The sequence below is a fragment of the Rhodococcus sp. IEGM 1305 genome, from assembly GCF_030058635.1.
Lineage (GTDB): Bacteria > Actinomycetota > Actinomycetes > Mycobacteriales > Mycobacteriaceae > Rhodococcus_F > Rhodococcus_F opacus_D.
On sequence record NZ_JASHKX010000005.1, the window covers coordinates 63,754 to 87,349 of the forward strand.

A 23,596-nucleotide genomic window follows, 5' to 3' on the forward strand; every position below is an offset into this window, starting at 1 on the left:
CGACCGCGCCGGTCAGTCCCGGGTGACCACCGAGCGCAGGAAGAACCGCAGGTTCGAGGGACGCTCGGCCAGTCGCCGCATGAAGTACGCGTACCACTGACTTCCGTACGGCACGTACACCCGAACCTGCTTGTCCTCGTTCGCGAGCCGACGCTGCTCGACGTCCCGGATCCCGAACAGCATCTGATGCTCGTAGGCGTCCGCGGCGCGGCCGGTGCGCCCGACCAGCGGGGCGACCGCGTCGATGACGGCCGGATCGTGCGAGGCCACCATCGGGTACCCGGACCCGTCCATGAGGATCCCCAGGCAACGCAGATATGACGCGTCCACGGCAGCGCGGTCCTGGAAGGCCTCGGACTCGGGTTCCCGGTACGCCCCCTTGCAGAGCCGGACCCTCGACCCGGGGCCGGCGAGGGCGCGGCAGTCGTCCTCGGTGCGTCGCAGATACGACTGCACCACCGCACCGAGCCAGGGGTAGTCGTTGCGGAGTTCACGCACGATCGCCAGCGTCGAATCGGTGGTCGTGTGATCTTCGGCGTCCACGGTCACCCACACCCCGGCCGCCTCCGCGGCGGCGCAGATCGTGCGGGCGTTGTCGGTGGCGATCCTGCGACCGTCGCCGGCCAGTGCCAGCCCGAGCGCCGACAGTTTCATCGACACCTCGAGGCGGCGAACACCCGAAGTCCCGTCCGCCGCTTCCGGTAGCGCTCCGAGATCGGCTACGAGCGCCAGATATTCGTCGACCGTCGCCTGGGCTCCCGCCGCATCACGCGTGTCCTCACCGAGGAAGTCGATCGACACGGACCGGCCCGAATCGAGGATCTCCCGGACGGATGCGAGCGCCGACTCCCGGTTCTCCCCGGCGACGAAGCGGTCGACGAGTTTCCGTGTGACGGGGGCGCCGGTGACCGCCCGTTTGACGCGGGACGACCGGGCGGCCGCGAGGATCGCCGGGCGCAGCGGATTCGCCAGAACGGTGGGCGCTTTCATTCCGACCCCATGTGCGGATATCGGTAGTCGGTGGCCGGGACGAACGTCTCCTTGATGGTGCGGGCCGACACCCACCGCAGCAGGTTGAGCTTGGACCCGGCCTTGTCGTTCGTGCCCGAGGCGCGGGCCCCGCCGAACGGCTGCTGCCCGACGACGGCACCGGTCGGCTTGTCGTTGACGTAGAAGTTGCCGGCGGTGAACCGGAGAGCAGACGTTGCCTGCTCGACGGCCTGGCGGTCGTCGGCGATCACCGCGCCGGTCAGCGCGTACGGGGCCGCCGAGTCGACCTTGCCGAGCACGTCGGCGAACGCGTTCGGCGCCGAGTCGTCGTACACGTGCACCGTCAGGATCGGACCGAAGTACTCGGTGGTCATCGCCTCGTCGGCCGGGTCGTCGGCGAGGAGCACGGTGGGGCGGACGAAGTAGCCGACGCTGTCGTCGTACTTGCCGCCGACGGCGATCTCGAGACCGGTGGCGCTGCGGGCGCGTTCGATGGCCGCGACGTTCTTGTCGTATGCGCGGCGGTCGATGAGGGCCCCGCCGAAGTTCTCCAGATCCGTCACGTCACCGTAGGTGAGGGCGTCGACTTCCGCGGTGAACGTGTCCCGCATCCGCCGCCACAGCGACTTCGGGACGTAGGCGCGGGAGGCGGCCGAACACTTCTGGCCCTGGTATTCGAACGCGCCGCGGATCAGCGCCGTCCGCAGCACGTCCTCGTCGGCCGAGGCGTGCGCGACCACGAAGTCCTTGCCGCCGGTCTCCCCCACCAGTCGGGGGTAGCCGGCGTACTTCCCGATGTTCGCGCCCACCTCGCTCCACAGATGCTGGAACGTCCGGGTCGAACCGGTGAAGTGGATGCCCGCGAGGCGGGGGTCGCTCAGCAGCACTTCCGAGACCGCCTGCCCGCTGCCGGTGAGCAGATTGATCACACCCGGCGGCATTCCCGCCGCCTCGAGCAGTTTGATGGTCCAGTACGCGGCGACGGTCTGCGTCGACGACGGCTTCCAGATCACCGTGTTGCCCATCAACGCGGGCGCGGTCGGCAGGTTCCCCGCGATCGCGCTGAAGTTGAACGGCGTGATGGCGTAGACGAACCCCTCGAGCGGACGGTATTCGAGCCGGTTCCACACACCGGGTGAGGAGATCGGCTGGTCGGCGAGGATCTGGCGTGCGAAGTGAACGTTGAAGCGCCAGAAGTCGATCAGCTCGCACGGCGCGTCGATCTCCGCCTGCTGGACCGACTTCGACTGGCCGAGCATCGTCGCCGCGGCGAGCGTTTCGCGCCACGGCCCGGACAGCAGGTCGGCGGCGCGCAGGATGACCGCGGCCCGGTCGTCGAACGAGAGCGCCCGCCAGTCCGGTGCCGCGGCCGTGGCCGCCTCGACCGCCGCCGACGCGTCGTCGTGGGTGGCGCTGCGCAGCGTGCCGAGCACGGCGGCGTGCCGGTGGGGTTGCACGACGTCGACGCGCTCGCCGTTGCCGTGCCGGTGTTTGCCACCGATCACGTGCGGGATGTCGACGGGATTGGTGGCGATGTCGGTGAGTGCCGATTGCACTCGGGAACGTTCGGGATTGCCCGGCGCGTACGTGTGGACCGGCTCGTTGGTGGGCACCGGAACCTGGGTGATGGCGTCCATGCTGCCTGCCTCCTGCCCTCAGATCGTGAGGAACTGTGACCGGGACCGCGGGCGGACGGGGACACCCGTCCGAGCGGAACCCTTGAGCCCAGGTTAGCGCCGGACGGGGGTACTCATCCGGTTTTGACGCGCGGGTCGGCTGGCTACCATCGGCACATGGCCGAACGGAATCGCGTGTCACCCCGATCCGAGATCGTCGCGATTCCACTCCGCGGCCGGTTCATGGGAAACCGGGGCTGCCTGCACCGGGGGCACACCGTCGTGCGCAACCATGCGGGCAAGCGGTGGATCATCTGCGTCACCGACTACCCGGCCCGCACCGTCGCCCAGTGGAGCGACGGCCACTACACCGTCCTCTTCTTCCACGACGAGGCGGTGGCCCTCGCGGCCGGGCACCGGCCGTGCGCCCTCTGCCGACGCGAGCGGTACAACGACTTTCGTCTCGCGTGGCAGTCGGCCCACGGGGGTGGGCTGCCGGGCGCGGACCAGATGGACGCCCGGCTGCACGGAGAACGGCTGGCCGGTTCCCACCAGCGCATGCACGAGGCCGCGTGGTCGTCGTTGCCCGACGGGGCCTTCGCGCTGTTCGACGGCGGACCCGCGGTCGTGCTGGGTGACACGGTCGTCCCCTGGTCGGCCGAGGGATACGGGACTCCGGCGAACCGGCCGACCGGCACCGCCACCGTCCTGACACCGCCGTCCACCGTCGCCGCCCTCGCAGCCGGCTACCGACCGGACGTCGCGTAGGACTGTAGACGCTAAGAACGCCGCTCAGGCCCCTGCCCCCGGCCCCGCAAATTCTGCACCCGGTGATCTACCTGCTGAGATCCCGATCCTCCGGCGGATCCCGCGGCGGCGGCTCCTGCGGTGCCCATACCGGCCCCGGTGACAGCACCCGTCCCAGTGCCCTCGGCCACCGAACCGGGCCATGACGGGACGGCACCCGCGCCGCTCGCCCAGCCAGTTCCCGCACCCCCGGTCGAGTGCGGCCAGGGTGCCGTTCAGGATTGCGCGGTTCCCCCCAGCGCCACACGGCTGCGCACGTCGCACAGCACCGGGGAGGCTGGCGAGGTTTGCCGCCGCAGGTGGTATTCGGTGCGGTGGTCAGGGTTCTGGTCTGCGCTGGAGACCCGTGCGTAGCCAGCGCCGGGGCAGGGCGGGAGAATCCTACCGCCGACGCTCACCGCAGTTCCCGCGCGATCGCTCGGGCCGCGCGGCGAGCCTGCTTCGCCGCGAACCCGATCTGCGACGGCCTGGGCACGAACCCGATGAAACGCAACCTCTCGGCGGCCGGCTTTTCACCGGTGGCGTGCGGCCAACCTCGCTCGTCCAGTACGCCGAGGTGCCCGACCAGCTTTTCGAGTTCCTGGCGGAACCCCGTCGCGCAGACCATCGCCTCCGGGTCGATTCGCACACCGTCCACCAGCCACACGCTGTCCGCGTCCAGTGACTCGACTCCGCGAACGACCTCGATGGACCTGTCTCGGATCGCGGCGACGAGCTCCTTGTCGACGATCGCCGGTGCCACGCCGAGGCGCGCGCTGCGGGCGAAGATCCCCTCGTCGGGGATCGGCAATCCGAACTCGCGCAGGTCGCCGATGCTCCTCTCCCGGCCGAACCGAGCGATTGCGTCCGCGATAGGGACCGGGGCATGGTAGAGCGGCGTCGCGATGAAGTCTCCCGGCATGCCACCAGGTCCCTGGCGGAGCATGATGTTCGGCGGCGTGCGAGCCGAAAGCCAGACCTTTGCCGCGCCTCCGGTGGCGAGGTCGTAGGCAATTTCCATGCCCGAGCAGCCCGCTCCCACCACGAGGACCCGTTTCCCGTTGTACTGCGAGGGATTCCGGTACTGCGAGGAATGAACCAGTGCACCCCGCCAGTCCCCGCGTCCGGGCCAGTCCGGGACGAAGGGCTCATGATCGAAGCCGGTCGCGACCACCACCTCGGCAGCGTCGACCGAACCGGCAGCGGTGGTCAACCGCCAGTGCCCGTCCGTTAGGTCGAGCCGTTCCACCGGGCAGCCCAGGCGCAGCTCGATCCCGTCCGCACGTGCGTGCCGCTCGAGATGCTCGATCACCTGTTCCCGCGTGGGAAAGGTCGGTGTGCCCTTGGGGTAGGGGCGGTTCGGCAGGTGGGAGAACTGCCTGCCGGTGTTCAGTCGCAGCCGGTCATAACGAGAGTGCCACGACGAACCGACTTGGTCGGCTCGGTCGATCAGCAACGGGTTGATGCCACGGTCGGCGAGGGCCACCGCCGCCGAGACCCCGGAGGTGCCGGCACCGACGATTGCGACTGGATGCTCACTCATCGTGTGCTCCTTGGGTGTTGTCTTGTTTCATGCGGTTTCGGCGACAATGACGCTCATCGGGCCGGTGAGCGAGCGGTGGTCGCGGTAGCGCCAGCCAGTGTCCTGCAGCCAGGCGATGCCTTCTCCGACGCTGTAGACGTCGCCGTGTTCGAGGTGGACCGCGAATTCGCCCGCCATCAGGGCGGCCGCGACCGGCTGGGTGTGGGTGGGGTCGGTCCAGAAGTCGGCAATCAGCAGCGTGGCGCCGGGTGCGGCGACGTCGCGAATGCGTTGTAGCAGAGCATAATTCTGCTCCGGCGACCAGTAATGCACCAGGTTCGCGACCAGGAAGGCGTCGTACCCGGCGGGCAGCGGGTCGGCCATCGCGTCGCCGGCGCATACGTCGATTCGCCCCTCCAGCCCGACCGACGTGATGCGGTCCTGCGCGGTCTGGGCAACCGCCGGCAGCTCGAACACGGTCGCGCTCAGTTGCGGGCAGTGGCGCGCCACCGCGATGGACCAGGAGCCGGTGCCGCCTCCGATGTCGAGGAGTCGATGACTACCGGACAGATCGACCGTGTCCGGCAGGGCGAGCGAGGGGCCGGCCGAAAACGCCTCGATACCGATCGAGGCGATGGGTTGCAGGGCGGCGTCGAGGTCGAAGATCTGGCGTTTCGGCCCGCGGGCGAGTGCGTCGGCCAGGTCTTCCCACGCCGGGAAGCTGATCTTGTCCCAGAACCGCAGCAGCGGACGCAGGTCGGCGGGCGATCCGCCGGCGAGGAACGCGGCCGCCGTCTCGGTATTGACATACTGTTCGCCTCGGCGTTCGAGCATACCCAGCGCGACCATGGCGTCGGCGCTGATCCGGGTGGCTCGGGCAGTAAGCCCGGTGCGGGCGGCAAGGCCATGCAGGTCGGTGGGGCCCTCGCCCAACGCCTCGAACAAACCGAGTTCGCTGGCGGCGAAGAGGTGTTTGGCGGCCATGAACCCGGACGCCAGCTGCATGATCGGCTCCGGGTCAGGCAGGTCGTGGTCGGTTTCGGCGGAGGTATGGGCTGTCATCGTCATGAAACCAGCGTCGTCGTTGTCGGTTCTGCGTCATATCCCTGAATCCTGGGCAATTCACCCAGATTTCTGGGGTAGGCAGCCCTGACCTGCTGCGATACACTTCGGACATGGCGCAGAGCTCGCTGCCACGCGTCCGCGATCAAATCTGGCGTGCCGCCGCCGACCAGCTGGACTGGGTGGGGTACAGCGCGCGAATGAGCGAGGCCCTGCGCACGGTGATCCCACATGACCGCTGCTGCTGGCACACCGTCGACCCGGGCACCATCCTGTTCACCGGCAGCGTCAACCGGAACGTTGGGTGCTCCGGATCCTGGTTGGCGCACTACGAATACGAGGTCGAGGACGTCGACAAGTGGGCGTTTCTTGCGCACAGTGGCCGCCTGGCGGGTGCACTTAGTCTGGATACTCACGGAGATTTGTCCCGCAGTGCACGGCACCGTTCGCACGAGGCGTACGGAATCGGCGACGAGCTGCGGGTCTCCCTCGTGTCGGACGGGGTCTATTGGGGTGCAGCGGCATTCCTGCGCGATGCGGGCGCGCCGTGGTACACCGCCGAGCACGTCCGCGCAATCGCCGCGCTGGCGCCCGCGCTCGCGACCGGTCTGCGACGTTCGATGCTCCACGAGGTCGAGGCCGCCGTGACGACCGTGGACTACGGCCCCGGCGTGGTGGTCTTCGACGCCGCGGGCAACCCGGAATCGGTCTCACCCGCCGCGGAACGCTGGATCGACGAAATTGTCGAGGTCCCGGCGCCGTCGACGCCGTTCGAATCGAAGGTCGTGCAGGCCATCGCGGCCCGGGCGCGGGCGATCGAACCGGGCACCGATCCGCTGGAACTTGCCGCGCGCTCGCGGGTACGCACGCGATCCGGCGCCTGGCTGTTGCTGTACGGGACCAGGCTTTCCGGCGTCGAAGACGGACGCACCGCCGTCATCATCCAACCCGCGACGCCGCATGAGATCGCGCCCGTCATTGCCATGGCCTACGGACTGTCCCAACGCGAATGCCATCTCACTACGCTGTGCATCCAAGGGCGATCGACAAGGGAGATGGCGCACGCAATGTCGTTATCCGTCTACACAATTCAAGACCACATGAAGTCGATCTTCGACAAGACCGGGGTGCGCAGCCGCGGGGAACTGGTCGGGCAGATATTCCTCGAGCACTACGCGCCACGCTGGGAGCTTGCGGCATCCCCGCCATCCGGATGGTGGGCGAAGGGCATCAACTGAATTCGCCGAACTCTCAGCTGTGCGTATCTGCTTCACGACCAATGGCGCGCCAACCAAGAAGGTTCACCGCCCGAACCATCTCTCCTTCCACGACGCCGGCGCTCACTGACAGTGTGCCGTCGACCAGGAAGGTGCCCCTCGCACATTCTGTCGCCGCCGCAGCGAACGGAGGTGGCCCCGATTCCCTCCGTTCGTCCTGCAAGCCCAATCCCAATTCACACGACTAACGGCGGCTCCGCGAGTCCGGCAGGCAGCGCCATATAAAGCCGCGAAATCAATGCCACCTATCGCCGTGAGTCACAGCCATCAGATTGTCGAAAAGTGCAGTGGGCTAGGGTTTTCGACACAGTTTCTCGACACAGGTTTTCGCGCCTCCGACGTGCCGAATCCGCCGGTCAGAGGCGGTGTCGAAAATGGATCGTTTTCCGGACGCGTTTGGCGCCCCACTTTCAGTTCATCTGGCGCTGTCAGGGGCGATGTGCCATCGATGACTGTCCCTCTCTGGCGACTCACTGGCCCTTCGCGCGCCGGAGACGGCAGAACGGAGTGCGGGCACGGCGAGGTCGGGTAGTGCCCTGGTAATTCTTCGCCCCGGCGGAACGAGTCCAGGTTTGATCGCCACACGTCACCCTGCGACGGTTCCCCGGGATGTCCGTCCGGAGGCCCCCTTCCCATGGCATCGCTACCGTGCCCTGTTCCACCGCCAGTGCACCCCGATGGTCGCGATCCGCGGCACACCGACCCCCATGGTCCGCTCGTCGCCGAGTGGGGTGCCCCGGGCAGCGTGCCGGGGCGTCGACGCGGCGATCTTCTTTTCTCCCGACAAGGAACGCGGACTCGACCGCGCCCGCCGGGAAGCCGAAGCGAAGCGGCTCTGCGCGAGCTGCCCGGCGCTCGCTCCCTGCCGCGACTACGCCCTGTCCGCTCCCGAACCGTATGGCACCTGGGGCGGGATGAGCGAGACCGAGCGACGCCGATACGCTCGCCAGCAGCGCCGCGCCGCGAGCATTCAGTAGGCCCGTCGCGGTCCACGCTGGCGACCCGAGTGCGCCGGTCTACGGGCTCAGGGGTTCGCCGGTGACGAGGAAGATCACCCGGCGCCCGACCACGACGGTGTGGTCACCGAAACGTTCGTAGAAACGCCCCAACAAGGTGACATCGACCGCGGCCGGGATGCTGCCGGACCAGGCCGGATCCTCGATCAGGGTCAGTAGTCTCGGTGCAGGTCGTCGAGCTCGTCGTCGCGTCTGCCGAGCTCGGCGGCCAGCTCGGGATCATGGGTGCGCAGGACCTGTTCGGCGAGACCGGCAAGCGCGGTCGCCGCTCGCCCCATCCGGTTCAGGATTTCTTCCGTCTCCCCCGAGGTGACGTGGTTCGGGTGCCGGCGGCGCACACTCTCGGCCACATGCTGCGCCAGCCCGCCCATCCGGCTCAGATCCGACACCAAATGCACCCCGGTGACGACCTGGCGCAGATCCCGGGCGACCGGGGCCTGCAACGCCAGCAACGCCATCGCCTGCTCCTCACACGGACCGTGTAACCGCTCGATCTGCTCGGTGAGGTCGAAGACCCGCTCGGCCCGCGGAAGATCAGCCCGGACCAGGGCGTCGGTGGCCGACTCAATGGCCTCACCGGCCAGGTGGCACATCAGCGCCAGCCGGTTGGTCAGGTCGTCGAGCTGTTCGTGAAACTTGATCCGCATCGGCATCATCCTGGGGTATCCGCAGCGGCTATCGACCTGCTGGGCGATCCGCACGGAAGATCGCTCGTCGATGACGGGTCCGGTCCGACCGTGATGCCGACCGGAATTACCTTGTGGGAGTGCCGGTGCTGCGGAAGGTCCCGTCTCGCAGATCCTGGTCGGGGTTCCACGTCGAGACAGCCCAGATGACGACGACGTCGAGGGCGATGATCAGCAGTGACCACGCCGGGTAGTAGGGCAGCCACAGGAAGTTCGCCAGAATCGAGATCGCGGCGACGATGATGGCTGACACCCGGGCCCATCCGGCGCCGGTGAACAGGGCGAGGCCGACGATCGCGACGAGGGCGCCGAGGACGAGGTGGATCCAGCCCCAGGTGGTGAGGTCGAACTTGTAGACGTAGTCGATCCCGCGGACGAACACTTCGTCGTCGGCGACCGCGGCGATGCCCTGGCAGAACTGGATGAAGCCAACGGTGACCATGATGATGGCCGCGAACATCGACGTGCCGGCCGCGAAACTCTGTTTGGTCGAGGGGTACTCGGACGCTGGGCCCACCCCCACGCTGCGATCGGACATGTCTGGTCCTCCTCGAAGCTTCGATGTGTCGGTACGACGATTGTCCGCCGCCGCGTGCTCCGTTCGCGGGAGAACCCGGATTCCGGCTGGAGGGGCTGGATGACCATCTTCGCCGGATGACTGGGAACGGGCCAGCTGGGTCGGTTGGTCGGTCTTGTATTTGTTTGTTTGTGCGGACTGGGATGTGTTTGTGCGGGTCACCGGCACTGTGGCTTCACAGTAGAGCGCGAGAAATCCCCGGCGACAGATCACCGCTGCTGCGTGATGGTGGCGGTGAGCTCTGGGGTGAGCTTCTCGGCGTCCGACCCCAGATGGCGCGCGGGGCTTCGCATTCCCGCTCCTGGGCCTCGCCCCCTCATGGAACATGATTAGGACAGGCGGGGTGAGCGACGGGCGAAGGCACCCCGCACACCGCGCACTCTCCCGCTGCTGATCACTGCCGGTGCCGCCGGTTCGGCGTGTGCGGTGGCGGGAAGTTCCGAGGTTCGGATCGGTTCCGGGGGCGCCGGTGTCCGGCTGTACGTGGCGTCGAGTGTGCGGGTGGTGGCCCGCTCGATCAGCAGGGGAACGAAGTCCCGGACGCGGCAGCCGTCGAACCGGTCAAGCGTTGCCGCGATCAGATCCTCGACTATCTCGGGTTCGAGATCGGGGTAGCGCTGGAACAGCCGGGCGCGGACGACATCGAGGGCGTGTTTTTCGTTGTCGTCCATGAGAAGAATTGTCCTGCCCGGACGCTCGGGCGGGGACACTTTTCGATATCACTTTTCACTGGGTTCGGCGTGGTGAAACGGATCCTCGATGCAAGTCTGATATTGGCGACCGCGTCGCGGCCTGGTTCCGGTACCGCCTGTCGAACACCGGCAGTGTCTCGAATGCGGCTGGTGTTGGGCCTAAACACCCGCGGCCATCGTTGCGCCGGGTGAGGCGGCGGAGGGTGTGCGTCGGTGGCTGTTACCGTCCCGCACCGGATTCGGACGCGGTAGAAAAGGGGCTGGGGCCGAGAGCGACGATGATCGAGGTCCGGTGGAGTCCGATCTCGGTCCAGCTGGTGGTGACGGTCAGCTTCCCGGTCCGAGGGTAGGCGCCGATCCAGTATGACGGCGTCGCCCGGTAGGGCCCGGATTCCCCGGTGGGCGGTTCGCTTCGGTGGAGGGCGTCGGCAGGCCCGTCGAGATCGTCGGCGCGGACCTGCACGCTCAGATCGGACCACCGCGCCGACCAGTCGTTCGGGTCGGTCAGGGGACGGGTTTCGTAGCGGGCGAAGTCGGCGCGGATCCCGGTGACCCGCATCGCTAGTTGCAGCAGCAGCCCCGACGTGAACGCGGTGACCGCGGACAGTTCCAGGTCCAGGTCCTTCTCGGCAACGATCGGCGTCGGGGGGTGCACACGAAGGCCCCGATCTGCCGGTGGCGCGAGAGCCGGCCAACGATGGCGGCGCATACCCTCATCATCGCACCACGCACCGTTCCTCGGTGGTGGATCAGCCAGGGGACAAGAGGTTTCCGATCGCCGTACCCCACATCTTCGCGTGCGGTCTGGGCGCGCATCTCACCCTGCCCCCACCGCGTTCACGACCGAAGATCGTCGAGAGTACCGGCGTCGATCGCGTGTGTCAGTGCCGGGCCGAGCGAGGGATCGCAGTCATGACCGCCCAGATCATCGCCGTGTCGATCGCGATGATCGCGATCGCCCACGCCGGGTAGTGGGGCAGCCAGAGGAAGTTGACGACGATCGATGCTGCCGCGAGGGTGACTGCCAACGTTCGCGCCCACAGGCCACCGCGGAACAGGGCGGCGCCGACCAGCGCGATCACAATTCCGAGCACGAGATGGACCCACCCCCATACGGTCAGGTCGAATTCGTAGGTGTAGTCGGTGATGACGACGAAGACCTGGTCGTTGCCGATCGCGGCGATCCCCTGCAGGATATGCAGCACACCGCTGGTGACCAGCAAGATCGCGGCACCGATCATCGTGTCGGCGGCGATCTCTTGACGGACGGTCGACTTGTCGGTCACGACGATTCACCTCTCGGGACGCCGATGTTGTATGCCCGTTCTCAGTGTGCACCGCTCACCAGGCGTTTGATCCGCGATTGCGCGCATTTCGATCAGACAGAGGTTCTGGAGTCGGGTCCCTAGGAGGTGAATGAACTCGAAATGGCGCAGCGGGGTGCGGTGTCGGTTCCGTTGCCGGTCGCCAGGACTTGGTCACCGCCCAGGCGGCGGTGTAGTCGTCGAGCTCCTCGAGTTCCCGCCGGGACGTGGGTGAGCAGACGTGCGAGCAGCCCGCCCGCCGGGAGACGCCGGGCACGTCGATGCCGTGTCCACCCGTGGATCGGGGTGTCATGAGCCCGTCGGCGGTGCGCGCGGTGCTCGAAGGGTCAGGTGGTGAGCCGGGCGGCATCGTCGCGGGCACGCCGGGCGGCCTGCAGCTCGAGCCCGTAGAGCAACCCGAAGGTGAATCCGTTCTCGCCGCCGGTGCTCCCGGCGCGGGCACCGAGGTCGCGGAGGGTCCCGAGCGCGACCACGCTGTCCTGGTGCTCCCCGAGAACCTTCTGGATCTTCTTGTATTCGGCGATCCTCTTCTTGCTCGTCTTCTTCCCGACCAGTCCACGGGTGAGTTCGCCGGCGTAGCGGGCCCGCTTCGCGGCCTTCCGGGCGCGGTGCAGGGCCACGTCGCCGCCGTCGTCGAGGGCGGCCGCCAACCTTCTGTCGGCCTTGCGGCGGGCCTTCCGGGCGGCCTTCTTCAGCGCCCGGGTCCCGGAGGTCGCGTTCTCGGTCATGGGCGGGTCGGTGCGCCACCGCGCCAGTTCGGCGAGCAGGTTCCGGTACCGGTCACCGTCGACGGTTTCCATGACCTCGGCGCGGTACCGGAGTTGCTCGGCGAGCAGATCATTCTCGATCCGGGCGGCGACCGGACCGAGTACCAGCTCCTCGGGCAGGTCGGTGACCGCGGCGGCGAACCGGGCACGCTGAACCTGCCGGTCCCGGACCTCACCGAGCACCCCCGCGTACCAGGACAGTTCCACGTCGAGCCGCGTCCGGGCGGCGGGATCCAGCACCTTCTTGAACACCCGCAGGGTGCTGCGGAACCGCCGGATCCCGACCCGGGTGGCATGGACCGGGTCCAACCCGCGGCGCAGCCACACATCCCCGCCGACGATCGCCTGGACCTGGGTGTCGAGGTAGGCGGTCAACAGCTCCCGAACCACCTCCGCCCCGGAGTCGTCGGCAGCGGGGTCGTCGTCGACGGTGCCCGGACCGTTCGGGTTCAGTGCCCGGGACAGTTTCGACGGATACCAGGACGGGCGGGCGTCTTCCCGGGTCAACCGTTCACCGACCGCCTCGAGCAGCTTCCCGTCACCGGCATCGCCCAGTTCGACCTCCACCTCGCGCCACTCGCTGGCGACCGCGCCGTCCCCGGCCGAGGCGGCGGTCGCGGTGGCGCGGACCGTGTCGTCGGCGACCTCGGTGAGTAGGTTCCCGTCCGGGTCGAGCATCCGGAGCCGGAGCCGGACCGTCGAGATCGACGCCACCGGGTGCACCGGTTTGCCCAGGGCCACCCCCGAGACCAGGGCGGCCAGCTCGCCGGGCACCGTGTCGTCCGCGGTGAGCGGCACCCGGATTTCGGTGCGCGCCTTGCGGTCGGGCACCTTCAGCTGCCACCCTGCGTCGGTGTTCCCGGATCGGCGCCGCAACGTGACGTGGTGGCGGAGCAGGTCCCGGTCCGTGGTGTCGAAGTATTCGCTGTCGAGGGTGACGGTGTCTTCGTCGAGCCGACCTCCCGGCGGGACCAGGTCGTCCAGGTCCGGAACCGCGAAGTCGGCGCCGACGTCGTACTTGTCTTCCCGCTCCTGCTGCGCCTTGCTCATGGATCCAGACTGCCCGTCCCGCCCGGCGGGTAATCGTGATCTCGTGAAACCCGTGCAGTGCGCCGTTGTGCACCCACAACCACTGCCCATGCCGGAACGGAGTGATCGCACCATTCGTCACCCACCTGGGTGCGATCGGATCAGCGAGAATCGCCGTTTAGGGTGCGGACGTCTCTGTCCCGCAAAATATCCGGAGTGTCATTTCGGGAGGGTGCGTGCCGCATCGTCCTCGACACCATCGGACGCATGACCGGGGAGAGCACTGCATCGTCTTCCGGGCCGTGACGTTGCGGCAGGCGTCTGACCCGTCCACCACGAGGTGTCGGACGCCGGCGCTGGGGTACGACTGTGCACTCCCCCCGCGTTCGGGGCTAGGTCAGCTGTAAAGCAGGGCGTTCCGACGATGATTCGGCTGATCGCCGGTGCTACACGTCAGGAGATTTCATGGAGAAAGCGTGGTTCTTCGCAGCGGGGGCGGCCGTGTGCTTCGTCCTGGGAACCCGGTATGGCCGACAAACCTACGAGAAGATGAGGGATCAGTCCCTCGAAGCCTGGCACAACCTCACCGTGCAGGAGAAGGTGGGCGGCGCGACGGAGACCCTAAAAGACATGGCCCCGAAGGTGCAGCAGAAGGCCGGCGCACTGGCGAAGAAGATTACCCCCCACGGCACCGACACGAGCGTAACGACCGCCCCCACCACCGGAGTGCCGCTGGAGACGTGTCGACGACGAGCACGAACATCGCCATTGCCAGCAGGATCGCGAGCGTCCGCCGAGGGCCCGTTGCCCGCTCGGAACCACCGTTGTTCGGTTCTTCGGTCATAGGAGGCCCACCGTCCGTCCATTCCGCTGCACCGAGTGTCCCATGGTGCGGGGCGACCTGGTTGAAGCGCACGATCCCCGGCCGGGCGTCGGGCAACGAGTCTTTCCCCCTCCTTTCTCGCGCCCCCGGTTTGTGTCGTTCATCGAGATCTTGCTGTTGCCGGCATGCCTGGTTGTGGATCCGCATCGAAGGCGAAACGCGGAACCGGTGACCTGCTACCGCTATCCGGCCCGTGCGTGGGAAGTGCTCGGTCCATTGGCAGTTCGCCGTCCCCGGCATCCGTATCAGACGAGCTCGGGGGCTGGGCGGAAGGCGCTGCACGACTCGGTCGGCGACGGCACGGAGGCACGGGCCCCGTCTCCCGCACGGCGCCGATTCGGCTCCCATCGGTCGGGCTGTCGCAGCCGGGCATCACAGATATATCAGGCCGACGGCTGCGGGACGGGGTTCGCCGCTTCTGAGTGGGCGGGGCGACGTGCGGTCCTGGTCCTGGTCCTGGAGACCAGTCTGCGGGCCCACACCTGCCGCGAAGTGCCGCCAGCACGGCCCGACAAGAGGACAATCAAACCTGCCGGAACACTTCATGCGTTGCCCGGGAAGGGAACGGTCATGTCCGAGGAATCTGTGGTCAAACGCGATGTGGTGCAAGGGTCCGCGAGGGGTGGGGCGGTTCTGCTCGTCACCGTCGGTATCCTCGAAGTACTCCAGGGCCTGTCCGCGATCGCCAAGGACGAGGTAATCGTCACCGGAATCGACTACACCTACCAATTCGACCTCACCGCATGGGGATGGACCCACCTGGTTCTCGGCGCGATCGTCACTGCCGCCGGAATCGCCCTGTTCACTGGTGCCGCCTGGGCGCGAGTGACCGCCATGGTGATCTGCGCGGTCTCGATCCTCGTCAACTTCCTCTGGTTGCCCTACTACCCCATGTGGGCGATCACGATCATCGCCCTCAACGCCGTGGTGATCTGGGCCGTCTCGACATGGCACCCCGACAAGGACCGAGTCGCACAGCCCAATCCACCGGCGAGATAAACAGCCAAGCGAACACGGGACAACGAACAGTGCGACATGCACGCACGGAGCACAGGCGGCCGTCGACACGACCTCGTGCCGCGGTGATGTCGACCGGCGGTGAGGCGTGGCCGGCATGACGTGGGCGTTGCCGGCGATCGCGGTGGTCCTGCTCGGCTTCGTGGCGATTTCGGGGCGCGTTGCGGGCACGCCGATCACCGCCCCGATCGTCTTCACCGTCAGCGGGTTCCTGCTCGGCGGGGAGGCGGTCGGCGTGGTCGATGTGCACGCCACCGCCGAGATCGTCAAACTGCTCGCCGAGGTGACCCTGGCATTGGTGTTGTTCTCCGACGCTGCACACGTCGACCTGGCCGAACTCCGTACCGAGATCTCCCTGCCTGCGCGACTTCTCGGTATCGGTCTGCCGCTGACCATCGCGGCCGGATTCGGTGCCGCCGCGATCGTGCTCGGCGACCTTGCCTGGCCCGAGGCGTTGTTGCTCGCGGTGATCCTCGCCCCCACCGACGCCGCGCTTGGTCAGGCCGTGGTCACCCTCCCCGTGCTGCCGATGCGGATTCGGCAGGGCTTGAACGTCGAGAGCGGGCTCAACGACGGGATCTGTGTGCCGTTGTTCCTGACCGTGCTCGCGATCGCGCATGCCGAGGCGGGCACGATCGGCGGCGGTGCGGCTGCCCGTCTGGTCACCGAGCAGATCGGATACGGGATCGTCGCGGGGGTGGGCGCAGGGGTACTCGCGGCCGCGGTCCTGGTGACCTCCAGTCGGCGCCGCGCCCTCGATCCGCTGTGGGCGCACACCGTGCCGGTGACCGCAGCCCTGCTCGCCTACACCGCCGCCGTGCCGCTGGGCGGTTCCGGATTCATTGCCGCGTTTGTCGGCGGACTGACCTTCGGTGCACTCTGGCGCCGCGCCGACGTCGATGTCGGCAACGCCGGGCACATGATCGACGAGGCCGGCGATTTGTTCAGTGCCGTGACCTTCATCGTTTTCGGGGCCGTGCTGCTCGGTCCCGCACTCGGTCGTCTCTCCTGGGCTGTGCTGGGGTACGCCGTCGTGAGCCTGACCGTCGTCCGGATGTTGCCCGTTGCGCTGTCCTTGGTCGGCACGCACCCTCGCGCCCCGACCGTGGCCTTCCTCGGCTGGTTCGGGCCCCGGGGCCTGGCCACCATCGTCTTCGCCATCCTCATCGTCGAAGAACCGGGCGAGCTACCCCACGAAGAACTACTACTGACCACCGCGGTGATCACGATCGCGCTCTCCGTCCTGGCGCACGGGCTCACCGCCAGCCCCCTCGCCGACCGCTACGCCGCCTGGTCCCGGGACCACCCACACCCGGAGACCCGACCCGCCCCGGACACTCGACGGTGATCCCCGCACCCGCACCTGTGGCCACGCGCATCGTGGTCATCGACCGGCGGGCGGGTCCGCCGCCGATGGAGTCCTTCATAGTCCAGCCCACATTCCGCGGCGGACCCGATGGACTGAGGCGGACAATGAGCAGATACGGCGTGCGGGCAGCCCCGCCGGAAGGGGGTACATCATGACCGAGGAGTCGTCGACCGAACAGCGCGTGGTGACCGCCACATCGCTCGGGGCGGCCAGTCTGGTGCTGACCGTCGGTCTCCTCCAGTTCGCCCAGGGCATCGCCGGTGTCGCCGAGAGCGAAGGGTTCTCGGTGGATTACGAGTACACCTACCGGTTCGACCTCATCGTCTGGGGCTGGTTTCACATCGCCTTCGGGGTGCTGCTCTGCGTGGTCGGTCTCGCGTTGGCCGCCGGCGCGCGTTGGGCGCGGGTAGCGGCGATCGTCCTTGCGGCCATTTCGATCCTCGCCAACTTCCTGTGGCTGCCGTACTACCCGTCCTGGTCGATGGTGATCATCGCACTTGATGTCGCGGCGATCTGGGCGGTGTCGACCTGGAAGCCACCACAGTTGTGAATGAACGGAACCGTCGGGTTGTCCGCTTTCGCCGCCGACAGGGTCACCGTGCGCTCCGCAGCAACCCCGCCGTCGACCGGATAGAGCAGCAGGTGAACAGATGCCATCACCTGAGCGCCAGGCTCTGGTGCGTGCCGCGGCCTCGGCGGGAGGCTGGTCGACAGGCCCGTCCACCGTGCTCATGACCCCCACCCCCGCCCGCGCCGACGGATCCTGACGGGAGTGTCCGTGCGATCGATCATGGCCGTTGCCTCTCCTTCGATGGCGGCAGTGCGGGGTGTGAGAAAGGGTGTGCCTCGGCGCCTTTCGGTGCTAGGTCAGCGCTTTGCTCTTGAGGGTCTCGAACTCCTGCGGGGTGATCGCCCCTGAATCGAGCAGTGCCTTGGCGTCGGCGATCAGCTGGGCCGGGGACTCGCTCGTGCCCGTGCCCGCGACGTCCCGGATGTGGGTGTCCTGGGCCTGTTTGACCTGCGCGAAGGCCGCCGCGGACCGCTCGGTCATGCCCTCGTTACGCACGATCAGGTAGATCAGCGCCGACAGGAACGGAATCAGGAACAAGAACAACAACCACAGCGCCTTGAGCCACCCGGACATCCGGTGGTCACGGAACAGGTCGGTGATGATCTGAAACAGCACCATCAGGTAGGACACGAACAGGAAAGAGACGATGACGATCCAGAAGAAATCCCAGAAACCGTCCATTGTCAGTGCTCCGTCCACTCGGTGATTCCGGTCAGGAGGCCAGGATCCTGGCCTTCTCGGCGTTGAACTCGTCGTCGGTGAGAACCCCCTGTGCGCGCAGTTCACCGAGTTGTTTCAACGCGGTGAGACGATCGGCACCACCTGCGGGCGGTGGCGGCGTTGCCGGTGGGGTGGGCGGCGGTGGTGCAGCCTGCTGCGTCGGTGGCGGCTGTTGGGCGGCCCAGCGTTGGCCTTGCCGCCGCGAGACCCGGTTGGAGACGGTGGTCGCGGTTCCCGCGATCACGGCGGTGCGGGCGATTCCGCGGAGAAGTCCGGGCACGGTGCGCTCCTCGGGTTATCGGGTGGAGCCGTCGAGAGAATCGAGCGCCGCGAGGATGCCTTGGACGGGTACCCGTCCCGACGCGACGAGTTGGGCGCCTTCCCGGCGTAGAGCGGACGCGAACGGTGCCGCCCAGCGGTTCTCGTACACGAGGATCGCTCCGGCGCAACCCGGTTCGAGGACAGCCGCCGCCTGCTCGAGATCCCCCCGGTCGATCAGGCCCGACGCTGCCTCGGCGAACAGCGTCACATCGACGGTCCCGGTGAAGCCCACATCCTCGACCGCGATCCCGGCGAGCGATCCGTCGGCGCCTTTCCGGACGAAAACCAGATCGAGGACCCGGATGATGTTCCCCTCGACCAGGTCAAGCAACAGGGGAAGAGCCGAGCCGTCGGGCGGGTGCTCGGCAGGAAACTCCACGACCAGATAGTCGATGGGCCCCACTTCGTCGAAATCAATGCCGGTCACTGCTTCGACCTCGCTTCTGACGACCGCACCGATACAACATCAGGCGCATATCTGCGCCTCCAGGCATGCGAAATGCCTCGTCCCAGCACGCACAGTTTCCCATCCACGCCCCAGGATGCGTCGGAAAACGACAACAAGTGCCGCGCCCACAAATGCCACGGCCAGAGGACCCAGGTCGTGTCGGCTGAGCAGTATGGCGGCTCGAATGCTTTCCTGCTGGCGACGAAGGGATGTGTTGACGCCCAACAGCCGGTAGTCCTTCTCGGCGTAGGCCCACTTCAGGTCTCCGGCAGTGAGCACATGTTGGTACAGTCCGCGAAACACTCCACCGCGTCGACCCGCACGCCCAGGAGCGTCCAGCGATGAATCGGTCCTCGGCGTCTTCCGGCATTGGGCTCATCCCGTCAGACGCTCCGTGGCACGCACCAGAGACGGTGGTCCGCCTGGGGCGATCCTCACTACCTCAGGCAATGGTGGGCCCGGCGACGCGCGGACCGTCCCGCTCGAGGACGCCGGCCCGCTGCACGGCGCCGATCGGCTCAGACGGGGCGCACATTCTGGGCGTAAACCCCTTTCGGTTCCCGGCCGACCTCGAACTCCACCCGCTGATTCTCCTCGAGCGACTTGTACCCGCTGACCTGAATCTCGGAGAACTGGACGAAGAGGTAGGCGCTGCCGTCGTCGGGGCGGATGAATCCGAAGCCCTTCTCGCCGTTGAACCAGTGCACTGTGCCCTGCGCCATGGTCATTCACTCCCTGCAGCCGACGAGACGGCGCCTCCCACCGAGGGCCGATCTCGACACCCTGACCGTCCCCGCACCCCGGATGGCCGGAGGGCCGAACAACTGGTGTCCTCGATCGGAGGATGCCAGAACGAGCACCCTGTGTGTAGGGGCGAAGGTCCTACAACATCGGTCTCGGCACGCGAGCGCGATTCGTACCCCCGGCGACATCGACACCATCGAACTGAACGAAGCCTTCGCCGCACAGGCCGTCGCCCGGTCACCCCGTCGGCGACGTTTAGATCCGGGCGGCTCCCACGGGTTCCTGCATGAAGCCGATGATGCATCTGATGAAATACGGAGCAATCCAGTTTACATAATATTCGCTATCGGTACTCCGAAAAGGATCCTGTACCAGCATATTTGGCGCACAACACTGACAAGGCGATTGCTGCGGAGCGCGGGCTGATCGCTCGATTAGGCGAGCCGCAGACCGGGCAGGGCGGAGTGAAGTCCTGCCGAACCTGATCGCAGTCCCTGCATCGGAAGGCAGGGGGTTGCTCGACTGGCGGCTGCGCCTTCGGCCCGCTGCGGTCTTGCGTTGGCCGTCGTGATCGGCACAACTACCAGATCTCTTCGGGCTGATCAGCTAATTGGATCCGCACAGTGTGCGTCGCCTCGTCTTGGCACTTGTCCATCTCGCACGGGACAAGTTCTGCGGTCATAGGGACCATTATCGCCCGTGGATGCGGCCCGATCGGGGAGCCGCGTCAGATTCCAAGTTGGTGGCCGTTCGAGTGAGGGAGCGTTTTGAGTGTCCTGTAAGAGGATCGCGAGCGGGACGCTGGGCGCGCGTATGGACAATCGACTGGACGGGCTGCCTTTCATCATGACCACAGCGGGCAACTGGCCCGTCCCTGACGCCAATCGGGGAATCTATCGCACCGACTATCTCGTTTTGCGGCGGTGATCACGCGCCGCCTATGGAATGCCTTCCCAACCGAGCTGGCCGACCGCACGATTCGATTCATCACCGAGCGTCCGCATGAGGATCGCCGGATTTCATCGGTTCTCAAACTTCCGGTATATGGGGTGTGCCAGGATTTATCTGGGTAAATACTCGGGCCGAGCCGAACACAAGGTTCGGGCGGTCGCCATTCAGGGTGGTCGACATGCGGTTTGTGAACCAGATAACGGCGATTGCGTTTGTCTCGATTCTCGTCAGCTCAGCGTGTAGCAACAATTCCGATCCGTCCAGTTCGCCACCGACGACTGTGGCTCATCCGCCGGCGGAGTTTGTCGAGGGTCCGTGCGCGAAGACGCCGAATCCGGTCCCCCTGCTGGAGAATGCTCGCTGCGGGGACTTGGTGGTACCGGTGAACCGCACCAAAGAAGACAGCGGAACCTTGCGCTTGGCAGTAGCGATCGTTCCGTCGGAAACTCAGCCGCCGACCAAGGCTCCGATCGTCTTTCTCATGGGCGGGCCCGGTCAGGATGGGGTCACGGATCCCCCGATCAACCCGGACGTCCCGCTGAACCGTGATCGCGATCTGATCCTGATGGGACAGCGCGGCAACGCGACGTCCAGCTCGCCGTTGCCCTGCCCGGAGATTTTCGAGTTCTTCGCCCAAAGGATCGGAATGGCGTGGAACGCTGAGTCCACACGGGATGCGTACGTAGAAGCGGTGAAGGAGTGCCACGACCGCCTGGCCCCCACCGTTGACCTCTCGGCGTTCAATTCGACCGAGAGCACCTATGACCTGATTGATTTACGCAAGGCACTCGGCCTCGAGAAGTGGAATGTGTTCTCCCACTCGTACGGTACCGACCTTGCGCTGATCTACATGCGTCAAGACGCCGACGCTATCGAGTCGATCGTGTTCGACGGAGTGACGCCTCCATCGGTTGGTGCCCTGGGGTGGACCTGGGCCAGCGCTCGCCAAGCATTCGACAACATGGTCAAGGCGTGCGAGGACCAGCCAGCATGCAAAGAGCGCTATCCCGACCTGGGGGCAACGTTCATCCGGCTGGTCAATGAGCTTGAAGCGAAGCCCATCACCACGACGGTCAACGTTGAGGGTGTAGGAGAGACGAAGGTTGTCGTCGACGGCGGAATGCTGCTGAACTGGTTTGTCCCCGTGGCTACCCATCTACCGAAAGAGTTCCCATCAACGGTCGATGAGCTCGCACACGGGAATGCGCAGCCCCTTGCGTCGCGTTGGGCCGAGGTGTGGGGGCACCCGGAGAGGGGCGTCCTCCATTGGGGCCTCACCCTGAGCATTTGGTGCCGTGAATGGATCCCGTTCGAGACCGTCGAGCAGTCAATGCAACAGGCGGAAAAGGAATTCCCTGAACTGCCGGAGTCCGTTCGGGCCCAAGCGCCGCAGTTGCCGTTCCTGCGCGACGCCTGCGAAGTGTGGGACGTGCCGAAGGCTCCTGACTCGATCCGAGACATCACCGTGAGTGACATCCCTTCGCTTGTGCTGTCGGGAACCTACGACGGGCAGACCGGAGCGGTGTGGGGCGACTACATCGCGAAGGATCTCTCGCAATCCATAGTCGCGGTAGTGCCCGGAGCTGCACACGGTGTGTATGCAGAGCCACCGTGCGGAGCCGAGATAATCGCGTCATTTTTCGACGATCCGGAAAAGCCGGACACATCCTGCACGGACACGACGCAACTGCCGGCATACGACATTCTCCCGCCACGCTGATGACGACCGAGGTGTTCGCCGTCGGTGGCCCTGAGTTGTCGCGCCGGGCGGTGCTTGGCGGGGCGGTCGCCGGGTTGGCGGTGTTCGTATTGCCGGCATGTTCGTCGAAGGAGTCGACCACCACAGCTACGAGCGTCCCGGCGCACGCGAAGGAAGCGTTCAACGAGCTCGACGCCAAGATCGACAAGGCGATGAAGGACTACGCGATCCCCGGGGTTGCGGTTGGCGTCATTGCCGACGGTGAGGAGTACATCAAGGGGTATGGGGTCACCAATGTCGACCACCCGACACCGGTGGACGGCGACACCCTGTTCCGGATCGGCTCCACGACGAAGACGTTCACCGGAACGACCGTGATGCGCCTCGTCGACGAGGGCAAGGTCGATCTGGAGGCACCGATACGCCAGTATCTGCCCGATTTCGCGGTCGCCGATCCAGAAGCCAGCGCCACGGCGACGGTGCGACAACTGCTCAACCACACGTCGGGTTGGCTCGGTGACGATCTCCAGGACTTCGGTCGAGGCGACGACGCGATAACCAAGTTTGTGGCGTCGATGACCCGGCTCCCACAAAAGACCCCGCCGGGCACGGTCTTCGCCTACAACAATGCGGGGCTGGTTGTGGCGGGGCGGATTGTCGAGGTCGTGACCGGATCGGTCTACGAGGACGCCGTCCAGAAGATGCTGCTGGACCCGCTCGAGTTAAGTCACACCCACTTCTTCTCGGACCAGATAATCGGCCGGAATATCGCCGCCTCCCACAACGTCGACGACGGAAAAGCCGTTGTGGACCCGGGTTTCTGGTTCTTCTCGCGCAGTTGCAACCCGACCGGATCATTGATTTCCAGCGTGCGGGATCAGGTGCGCTACGCGCGCTTCCACCTCGGCGACGGCACGACACCCAAGGGAGATCGGTTGATGAGCAAAGACTCGCTCATCGCCATGCGTTCCAATCCAGGCGTCGGCGGCACGCTTCAGGTCGAACTCACCGGCATGGGAGTGTCGTGGATGCTGCGGCCCTCCGCGGAGAACGAGACGATCGTCCAACATGGCGGGACCTGGGCGGGTCAACGATCCGGGTTCTTCATGGTGCCCAGCCGTAACTTCGCCATGACCGTGCTCACCAATTCCGAGGGTGGAGGGAAACTGCTCAACGAACTGTTCGCCGAGGACTGGTCGCTTCGCCGCTTCGCCGGAATCAGTAACCTGCCCGCGACGCCCCAGAAGTTGAGCACGGCCGAGTTGGCGCCCTACGAGGGGGCGTATGCCACTGACGACATCGATCAATCGGGCACCCTGGGGACCGTCGTGATCAACTTCCGCGGCAAAGACGGCCAGCTCGTCGGCAACATGAGCGACGCCCCGGATGGCACCTACCTGCCGGATGAGCAGACAGTCCCGAATCTCGGCCTTGCGCTTTACAAGACCGACTATGGGCTCGACCTTGGCCCCGACCTCAAACCCACCGGCACCCGATTGCTGTGGTTCTCGCCAGCGGGGCATGTTCG

The 23,596-nt window shown here is 66.6% G+C and carries 21 protein-coding genes and 2 pseudogenes; 9 read left to right on the forward strand and 14 right to left on the reverse strand.

The genetic code is table 11. The features are described from left to right. Positions 1–12: 12 nt before the first annotated feature. A complete protein-coding gene (locus tag QM693_RS11470; RefSeq protein WP_283352387.1) occupies positions 13–990 on the reverse strand; it encodes a proline dehydrogenase family protein in 978 nt (325 codons plus the stop codon). After that, positions 987–2,627, reverse strand: a complete 1,641-nt coding sequence (gene pruA, locus QM693_RS11475; RefSeq protein WP_283332876.1) for an L-glutamate gamma-semialdehyde dehydrogenase — start codon at positions 2,625–2,627, stop codon at positions 987–989. Before pruA ends, QM693_RS11470 begins: the two co-directional genes overlap by 4 nt. Positions 2,628–2,783: 156 nt before the next feature. Between pruA and QM693_RS11480 the strand changes: the two genes are divergently transcribed. After that, positions 2,784–3,374, forward strand: a complete 591-nt coding sequence (locus tag QM693_RS11480; RefSeq protein ID WP_283332875.1) for a hypothetical protein — start codon at positions 2,784–2,786, stop codon at positions 3,372–3,374. A 433-nt stretch (positions 3,375–3,807) separates the two neighbouring features. Here QM693_RS11480 and QM693_RS11485 read toward each other — a convergent pair whose 3' ends face one another. After that, positions 3,808–4,935, reverse strand: coding sequence for a flavin-containing monooxygenase (locus tag QM693_RS11485; protein ID WP_283332874.1), 1,128 nt, complete (start codon positions 4,933–4,935; stop codon positions 3,808–3,810). Between the two features lie 27 nt (positions 4,936–4,962). Further along, the gene (locus tag QM693_RS11490; RefSeq protein WP_283352388.1) at positions 4,963–5,982 is read right to left on the reverse strand and encodes a methyltransferase; all 1,020 of its coding nucleotides are present in this window, start codon (positions 5,980–5,982) and stop codon (positions 4,963–4,965) included. A 107-nt stretch (positions 5,983–6,089) separates the two neighbouring features. Between QM693_RS11490 and QM693_RS11495 the strand changes: the two genes are divergently transcribed. Both QM693_RS11495 and QM693_RS11500 read left to right on the forward strand, forming a co-directional pair. Further along, the gene (locus tag QM693_RS11495; protein ID WP_283352389.1) at positions 6,090–7,214 is read left to right on the forward strand and encodes a helix-turn-helix transcriptional regulator; all 1,125 of its coding nucleotides are present in this window, start codon (positions 6,090–6,092) and stop codon (positions 7,212–7,214) included. Between the two features lie 611 nt (positions 7,215–7,825). After that, positions 7,826–8,230, forward strand: coding sequence for a WhiB family transcriptional regulator (locus QM693_RS11500; RefSeq protein WP_349307498.1), 405 nt, complete (start codon positions 7,826–7,828; stop codon positions 8,228–8,230). Positions 8,231–8,269: 39 nt separating this feature from the next. Here the strand turns inward: QM693_RS11500 and phoU are convergent. The 6 genes and pseudogenes from phoU to QM693_RS11530 form a co-directional block, all read right to left on the reverse strand. Continuing rightward, positions 8,270–8,916, reverse strand: a pseudogene (gene phoU / locus QM693_RS11505) (phosphate signaling complex protein PhoU). A gap of 106 nt (positions 8,917–9,022) precedes the next feature. Further along, entirely contained in the window at positions 9,023–9,493 is a 471-nt protein-coding gene (locus tag QM693_RS11510) for a DUF7144 family membrane protein (RefSeq protein ID WP_502942630.1), read from the reverse strand. Positions 9,494–9,861: 368 nt separating this feature from the next. Further along, entirely contained in the window at positions 9,862–10,203 is a 342-nt protein-coding gene (locus QM693_RS11515) for a three-helix bundle dimerization domain-containing protein (protein WP_283352390.1), read from the reverse strand. A gap of 241 nt (positions 10,204–10,444) precedes the next feature. Further along, positions 10,445–10,933, reverse strand: coding sequence for a hypothetical protein (locus QM693_RS11520; RefSeq protein ID WP_283352391.1), 489 nt, complete (start codon positions 10,931–10,933; stop codon positions 10,445–10,447). 172 nt (positions 10,934–11,105) lie between these two features. Continuing rightward, a complete protein-coding gene (locus QM693_RS11525) occupies positions 11,106–11,510 on the reverse strand; it encodes a DUF7144 family membrane protein (protein WP_283332867.1) in 405 nt (134 codons plus the stop codon). A gap of 365 nt (positions 11,511–11,875) precedes the next feature. Continuing rightward, positions 11,876–13,366, reverse strand: a complete 1,491-nt coding sequence (locus QM693_RS11530) for a CYTH and CHAD domain-containing protein (RefSeq protein ID WP_283352392.1) — start codon at positions 13,364–13,366, stop codon at positions 11,876–11,878. A gap of 444 nt (positions 13,367–13,810) precedes the next feature. Here QM693_RS11530 and QM693_RS37840 point away from each other — a divergent pair, with 444 nt between their 5' ends. From QM693_RS37840 to QM693_RS11550, 4 genes are all read left to right on the forward strand, one after another. Then, complete coding sequence (locus QM693_RS37840; RefSeq protein WP_502942631.1) at positions 13,811–14,191, forward strand: YtxH domain-containing protein; 381 nt, start codon at positions 13,811–13,813, stop codon at positions 14,189–14,191. A 607-nt stretch (positions 14,192–14,798) separates the two neighbouring features. Further along, positions 14,799–15,227: a DUF7144 family membrane protein gene (locus QM693_RS11540; protein ID WP_283352393.1), complete on the forward strand. Its 429-nt coding sequence runs from the start codon at positions 14,799–14,801 to the stop codon at positions 15,225–15,227. Between the two features lie 115 nt (positions 15,228–15,342). Continuing rightward, complete coding sequence (locus QM693_RS11545; protein WP_283352394.1) at positions 15,343–16,593, forward strand: cation:proton antiporter; 1,251 nt, start codon at positions 15,343–15,345, stop codon at positions 16,591–16,593. Between the two features lie 172 nt (positions 16,594–16,765). Continuing rightward, positions 16,766–17,164: a DUF7144 family membrane protein gene (locus QM693_RS11550; protein WP_283352395.1), complete on the forward strand. Its 399-nt coding sequence runs from the start codon at positions 16,766–16,768 to the stop codon at positions 17,162–17,164. Between the two features lie 312 nt (positions 17,165–17,476). On the opposite strand, the gene QM693_RS11555 is transcribed toward QM693_RS11550, so the two are convergent. The 4 genes from QM693_RS11555 to QM693_RS11570 form a co-directional block, all read right to left on the reverse strand. Further along, entirely contained in the window at positions 17,477–17,866 is a 390-nt protein-coding gene (locus QM693_RS11555) for an SHOCT domain-containing protein (RefSeq protein WP_005249450.1), read from the reverse strand. Between the two features lie 31 nt (positions 17,867–17,897). Continuing rightward, positions 17,898–18,185, reverse strand: a complete 288-nt coding sequence (locus QM693_RS11560; RefSeq protein WP_283352396.1) for an SHOCT domain-containing protein — start codon at positions 18,183–18,185, stop codon at positions 17,898–17,900. 15 nt (positions 18,186–18,200) lie between these two features. Next, a complete protein-coding gene (locus QM693_RS11565; RefSeq protein ID WP_283352397.1) occupies positions 18,201–18,653 on the reverse strand; it encodes a DUF6325 family protein in 453 nt (150 codons plus the stop codon). A 539-nt stretch (positions 18,654–19,192) separates the two neighbouring features. Next, positions 19,193–19,396, reverse strand: coding sequence for a cold-shock protein (locus QM693_RS11570; protein WP_283332860.1), 204 nt, complete (start codon positions 19,394–19,396; stop codon positions 19,193–19,195). Positions 19,397–20,547: 1,151 nt separating this feature from the next. Between QM693_RS11570 and QM693_RS11575 the strand changes: the two genes are divergently transcribed. Next, on the forward strand, positions 20,548–22,089 hold the full coding sequence (locus QM693_RS11575; RefSeq protein WP_283352398.1) for an alpha/beta hydrolase: 1,542 nt from the start codon (positions 20,548–20,550) through the stop codon (positions 22,087–22,089). Beyond that, positions 22,089–23,564: pseudogene (locus QM693_RS11580) on the forward strand (serine hydrolase domain-containing protein); the annotation flags it as partial. The gene QM693_RS11575 and the pseudogene QM693_RS11580, both read left to right, overlap by 1 nt. Positions 23,565–23,596 lie beyond the last annotated feature (32 nt).

What these genes read in the sequence shown, in the direction of transcription:
- QM693_RS11470 (WP_283352387.1), bottom strand. Translation starts at nt 990, where the DNA reads ATGAAAGCGCCCACCGTTCTGGCGAATCCGCTGCGCCCGGCGATCCTC.
- pruA (WP_283332876.1), bottom strand. Translation starts at nt 2,627, where the DNA reads ATGGACGCCATCACCCAGGTTCCGGTGCCCACCAACGAGCCGGTCCAC.
- QM693_RS11480 (WP_283332875.1), top strand. Translation starts at nt 2,784, where the DNA reads ATGGCCGAACGGAATCGCGTGTCACCCCGATCCGAGATCGTCGCGATT.
- QM693_RS11485 (WP_283332874.1), bottom strand. Translation starts at nt 4,935, where the DNA reads ATGAGTGAGCATCCAGTCGCAATCGTCGGTGCCGGCACCTCCGGGGTC.
- QM693_RS11490 (WP_283352388.1), bottom strand. Translation starts at nt 5,982, where the DNA reads ATGACGATGACAGCCCATACCTCCGCCGAAACCGACCACGACCTGCCT.
- QM693_RS11495 (WP_283352389.1), top strand. Translation starts at nt 6,090, where the DNA reads ATGGCGCAGAGCTCGCTGCCACGCGTCCGCGATCAAATCTGGCGTGCC.
- QM693_RS11510 (WP_502942630.1), bottom strand. Translation starts at nt 9,493, where the DNA reads ATGTCCGATCGCAGCGTGGGGGTGGGCCCAGCGTCCGAGTACCCCTCG.
- QM693_RS11515 (WP_283352390.1), bottom strand. Translation starts at nt 10,203, where the DNA reads ATGGACGACAACGAAAAACACGCCCTCGATGTCGTCCGCGCCCGGCTG.
- QM693_RS11520 (WP_283352391.1), bottom strand. Translation starts at nt 10,933, where the DNA reads ATGCGCCGCCATCGTTGGCCGGCTCTCGCGCCACCGGCAGATCGGGGC.
- QM693_RS11530 (WP_283352392.1), bottom strand. Translation starts at nt 13,366, where the DNA reads ATGAGCAAGGCGCAGCAGGAGCGGGAAGACAAGTACGACGTCGGCGCC.
- QM693_RS37840 (WP_502942631.1), top strand. Translation starts at nt 13,811, where the DNA reads ATGGAGAAAGCGTGGTTCTTCGCAGCGGGGGCGGCCGTGTGCTTCGTC.
- QM693_RS11540 (WP_283352393.1), top strand. Translation starts at nt 14,799, where the DNA reads ATGTCCGAGGAATCTGTGGTCAAACGCGATGTGGTGCAAGGGTCCGCG.
- QM693_RS11545 (WP_283352394.1), top strand. Translation starts at nt 15,343, where the DNA reads ATGACGTGGGCGTTGCCGGCGATCGCGGTGGTCCTGCTCGGCTTCGTG.
- QM693_RS11550 (WP_283352395.1), top strand. Translation starts at nt 16,766, where the DNA reads ATGACCGAGGAGTCGTCGACCGAACAGCGCGTGGTGACCGCCACATCG.
- QM693_RS11555 (WP_005249450.1), bottom strand. Translation starts at nt 17,866, where the DNA reads ATGGACGGTTTCTGGGATTTCTTCTGGATCGTCATCGTCTCTTTCCTG.
- QM693_RS11570 (WP_283332860.1), bottom strand. Translation starts at nt 19,396, where the DNA reads ATGGCGCAGGGCACAGTGCACTGGTTCAACGGCGAGAAGGGCTTCGGA.
- QM693_RS11575 (WP_283352398.1), top strand. Translation starts at nt 20,548, where the DNA reads ATGCGGTTTGTGAACCAGATAACGGCGATTGCGTTTGTCTCGATTCTC.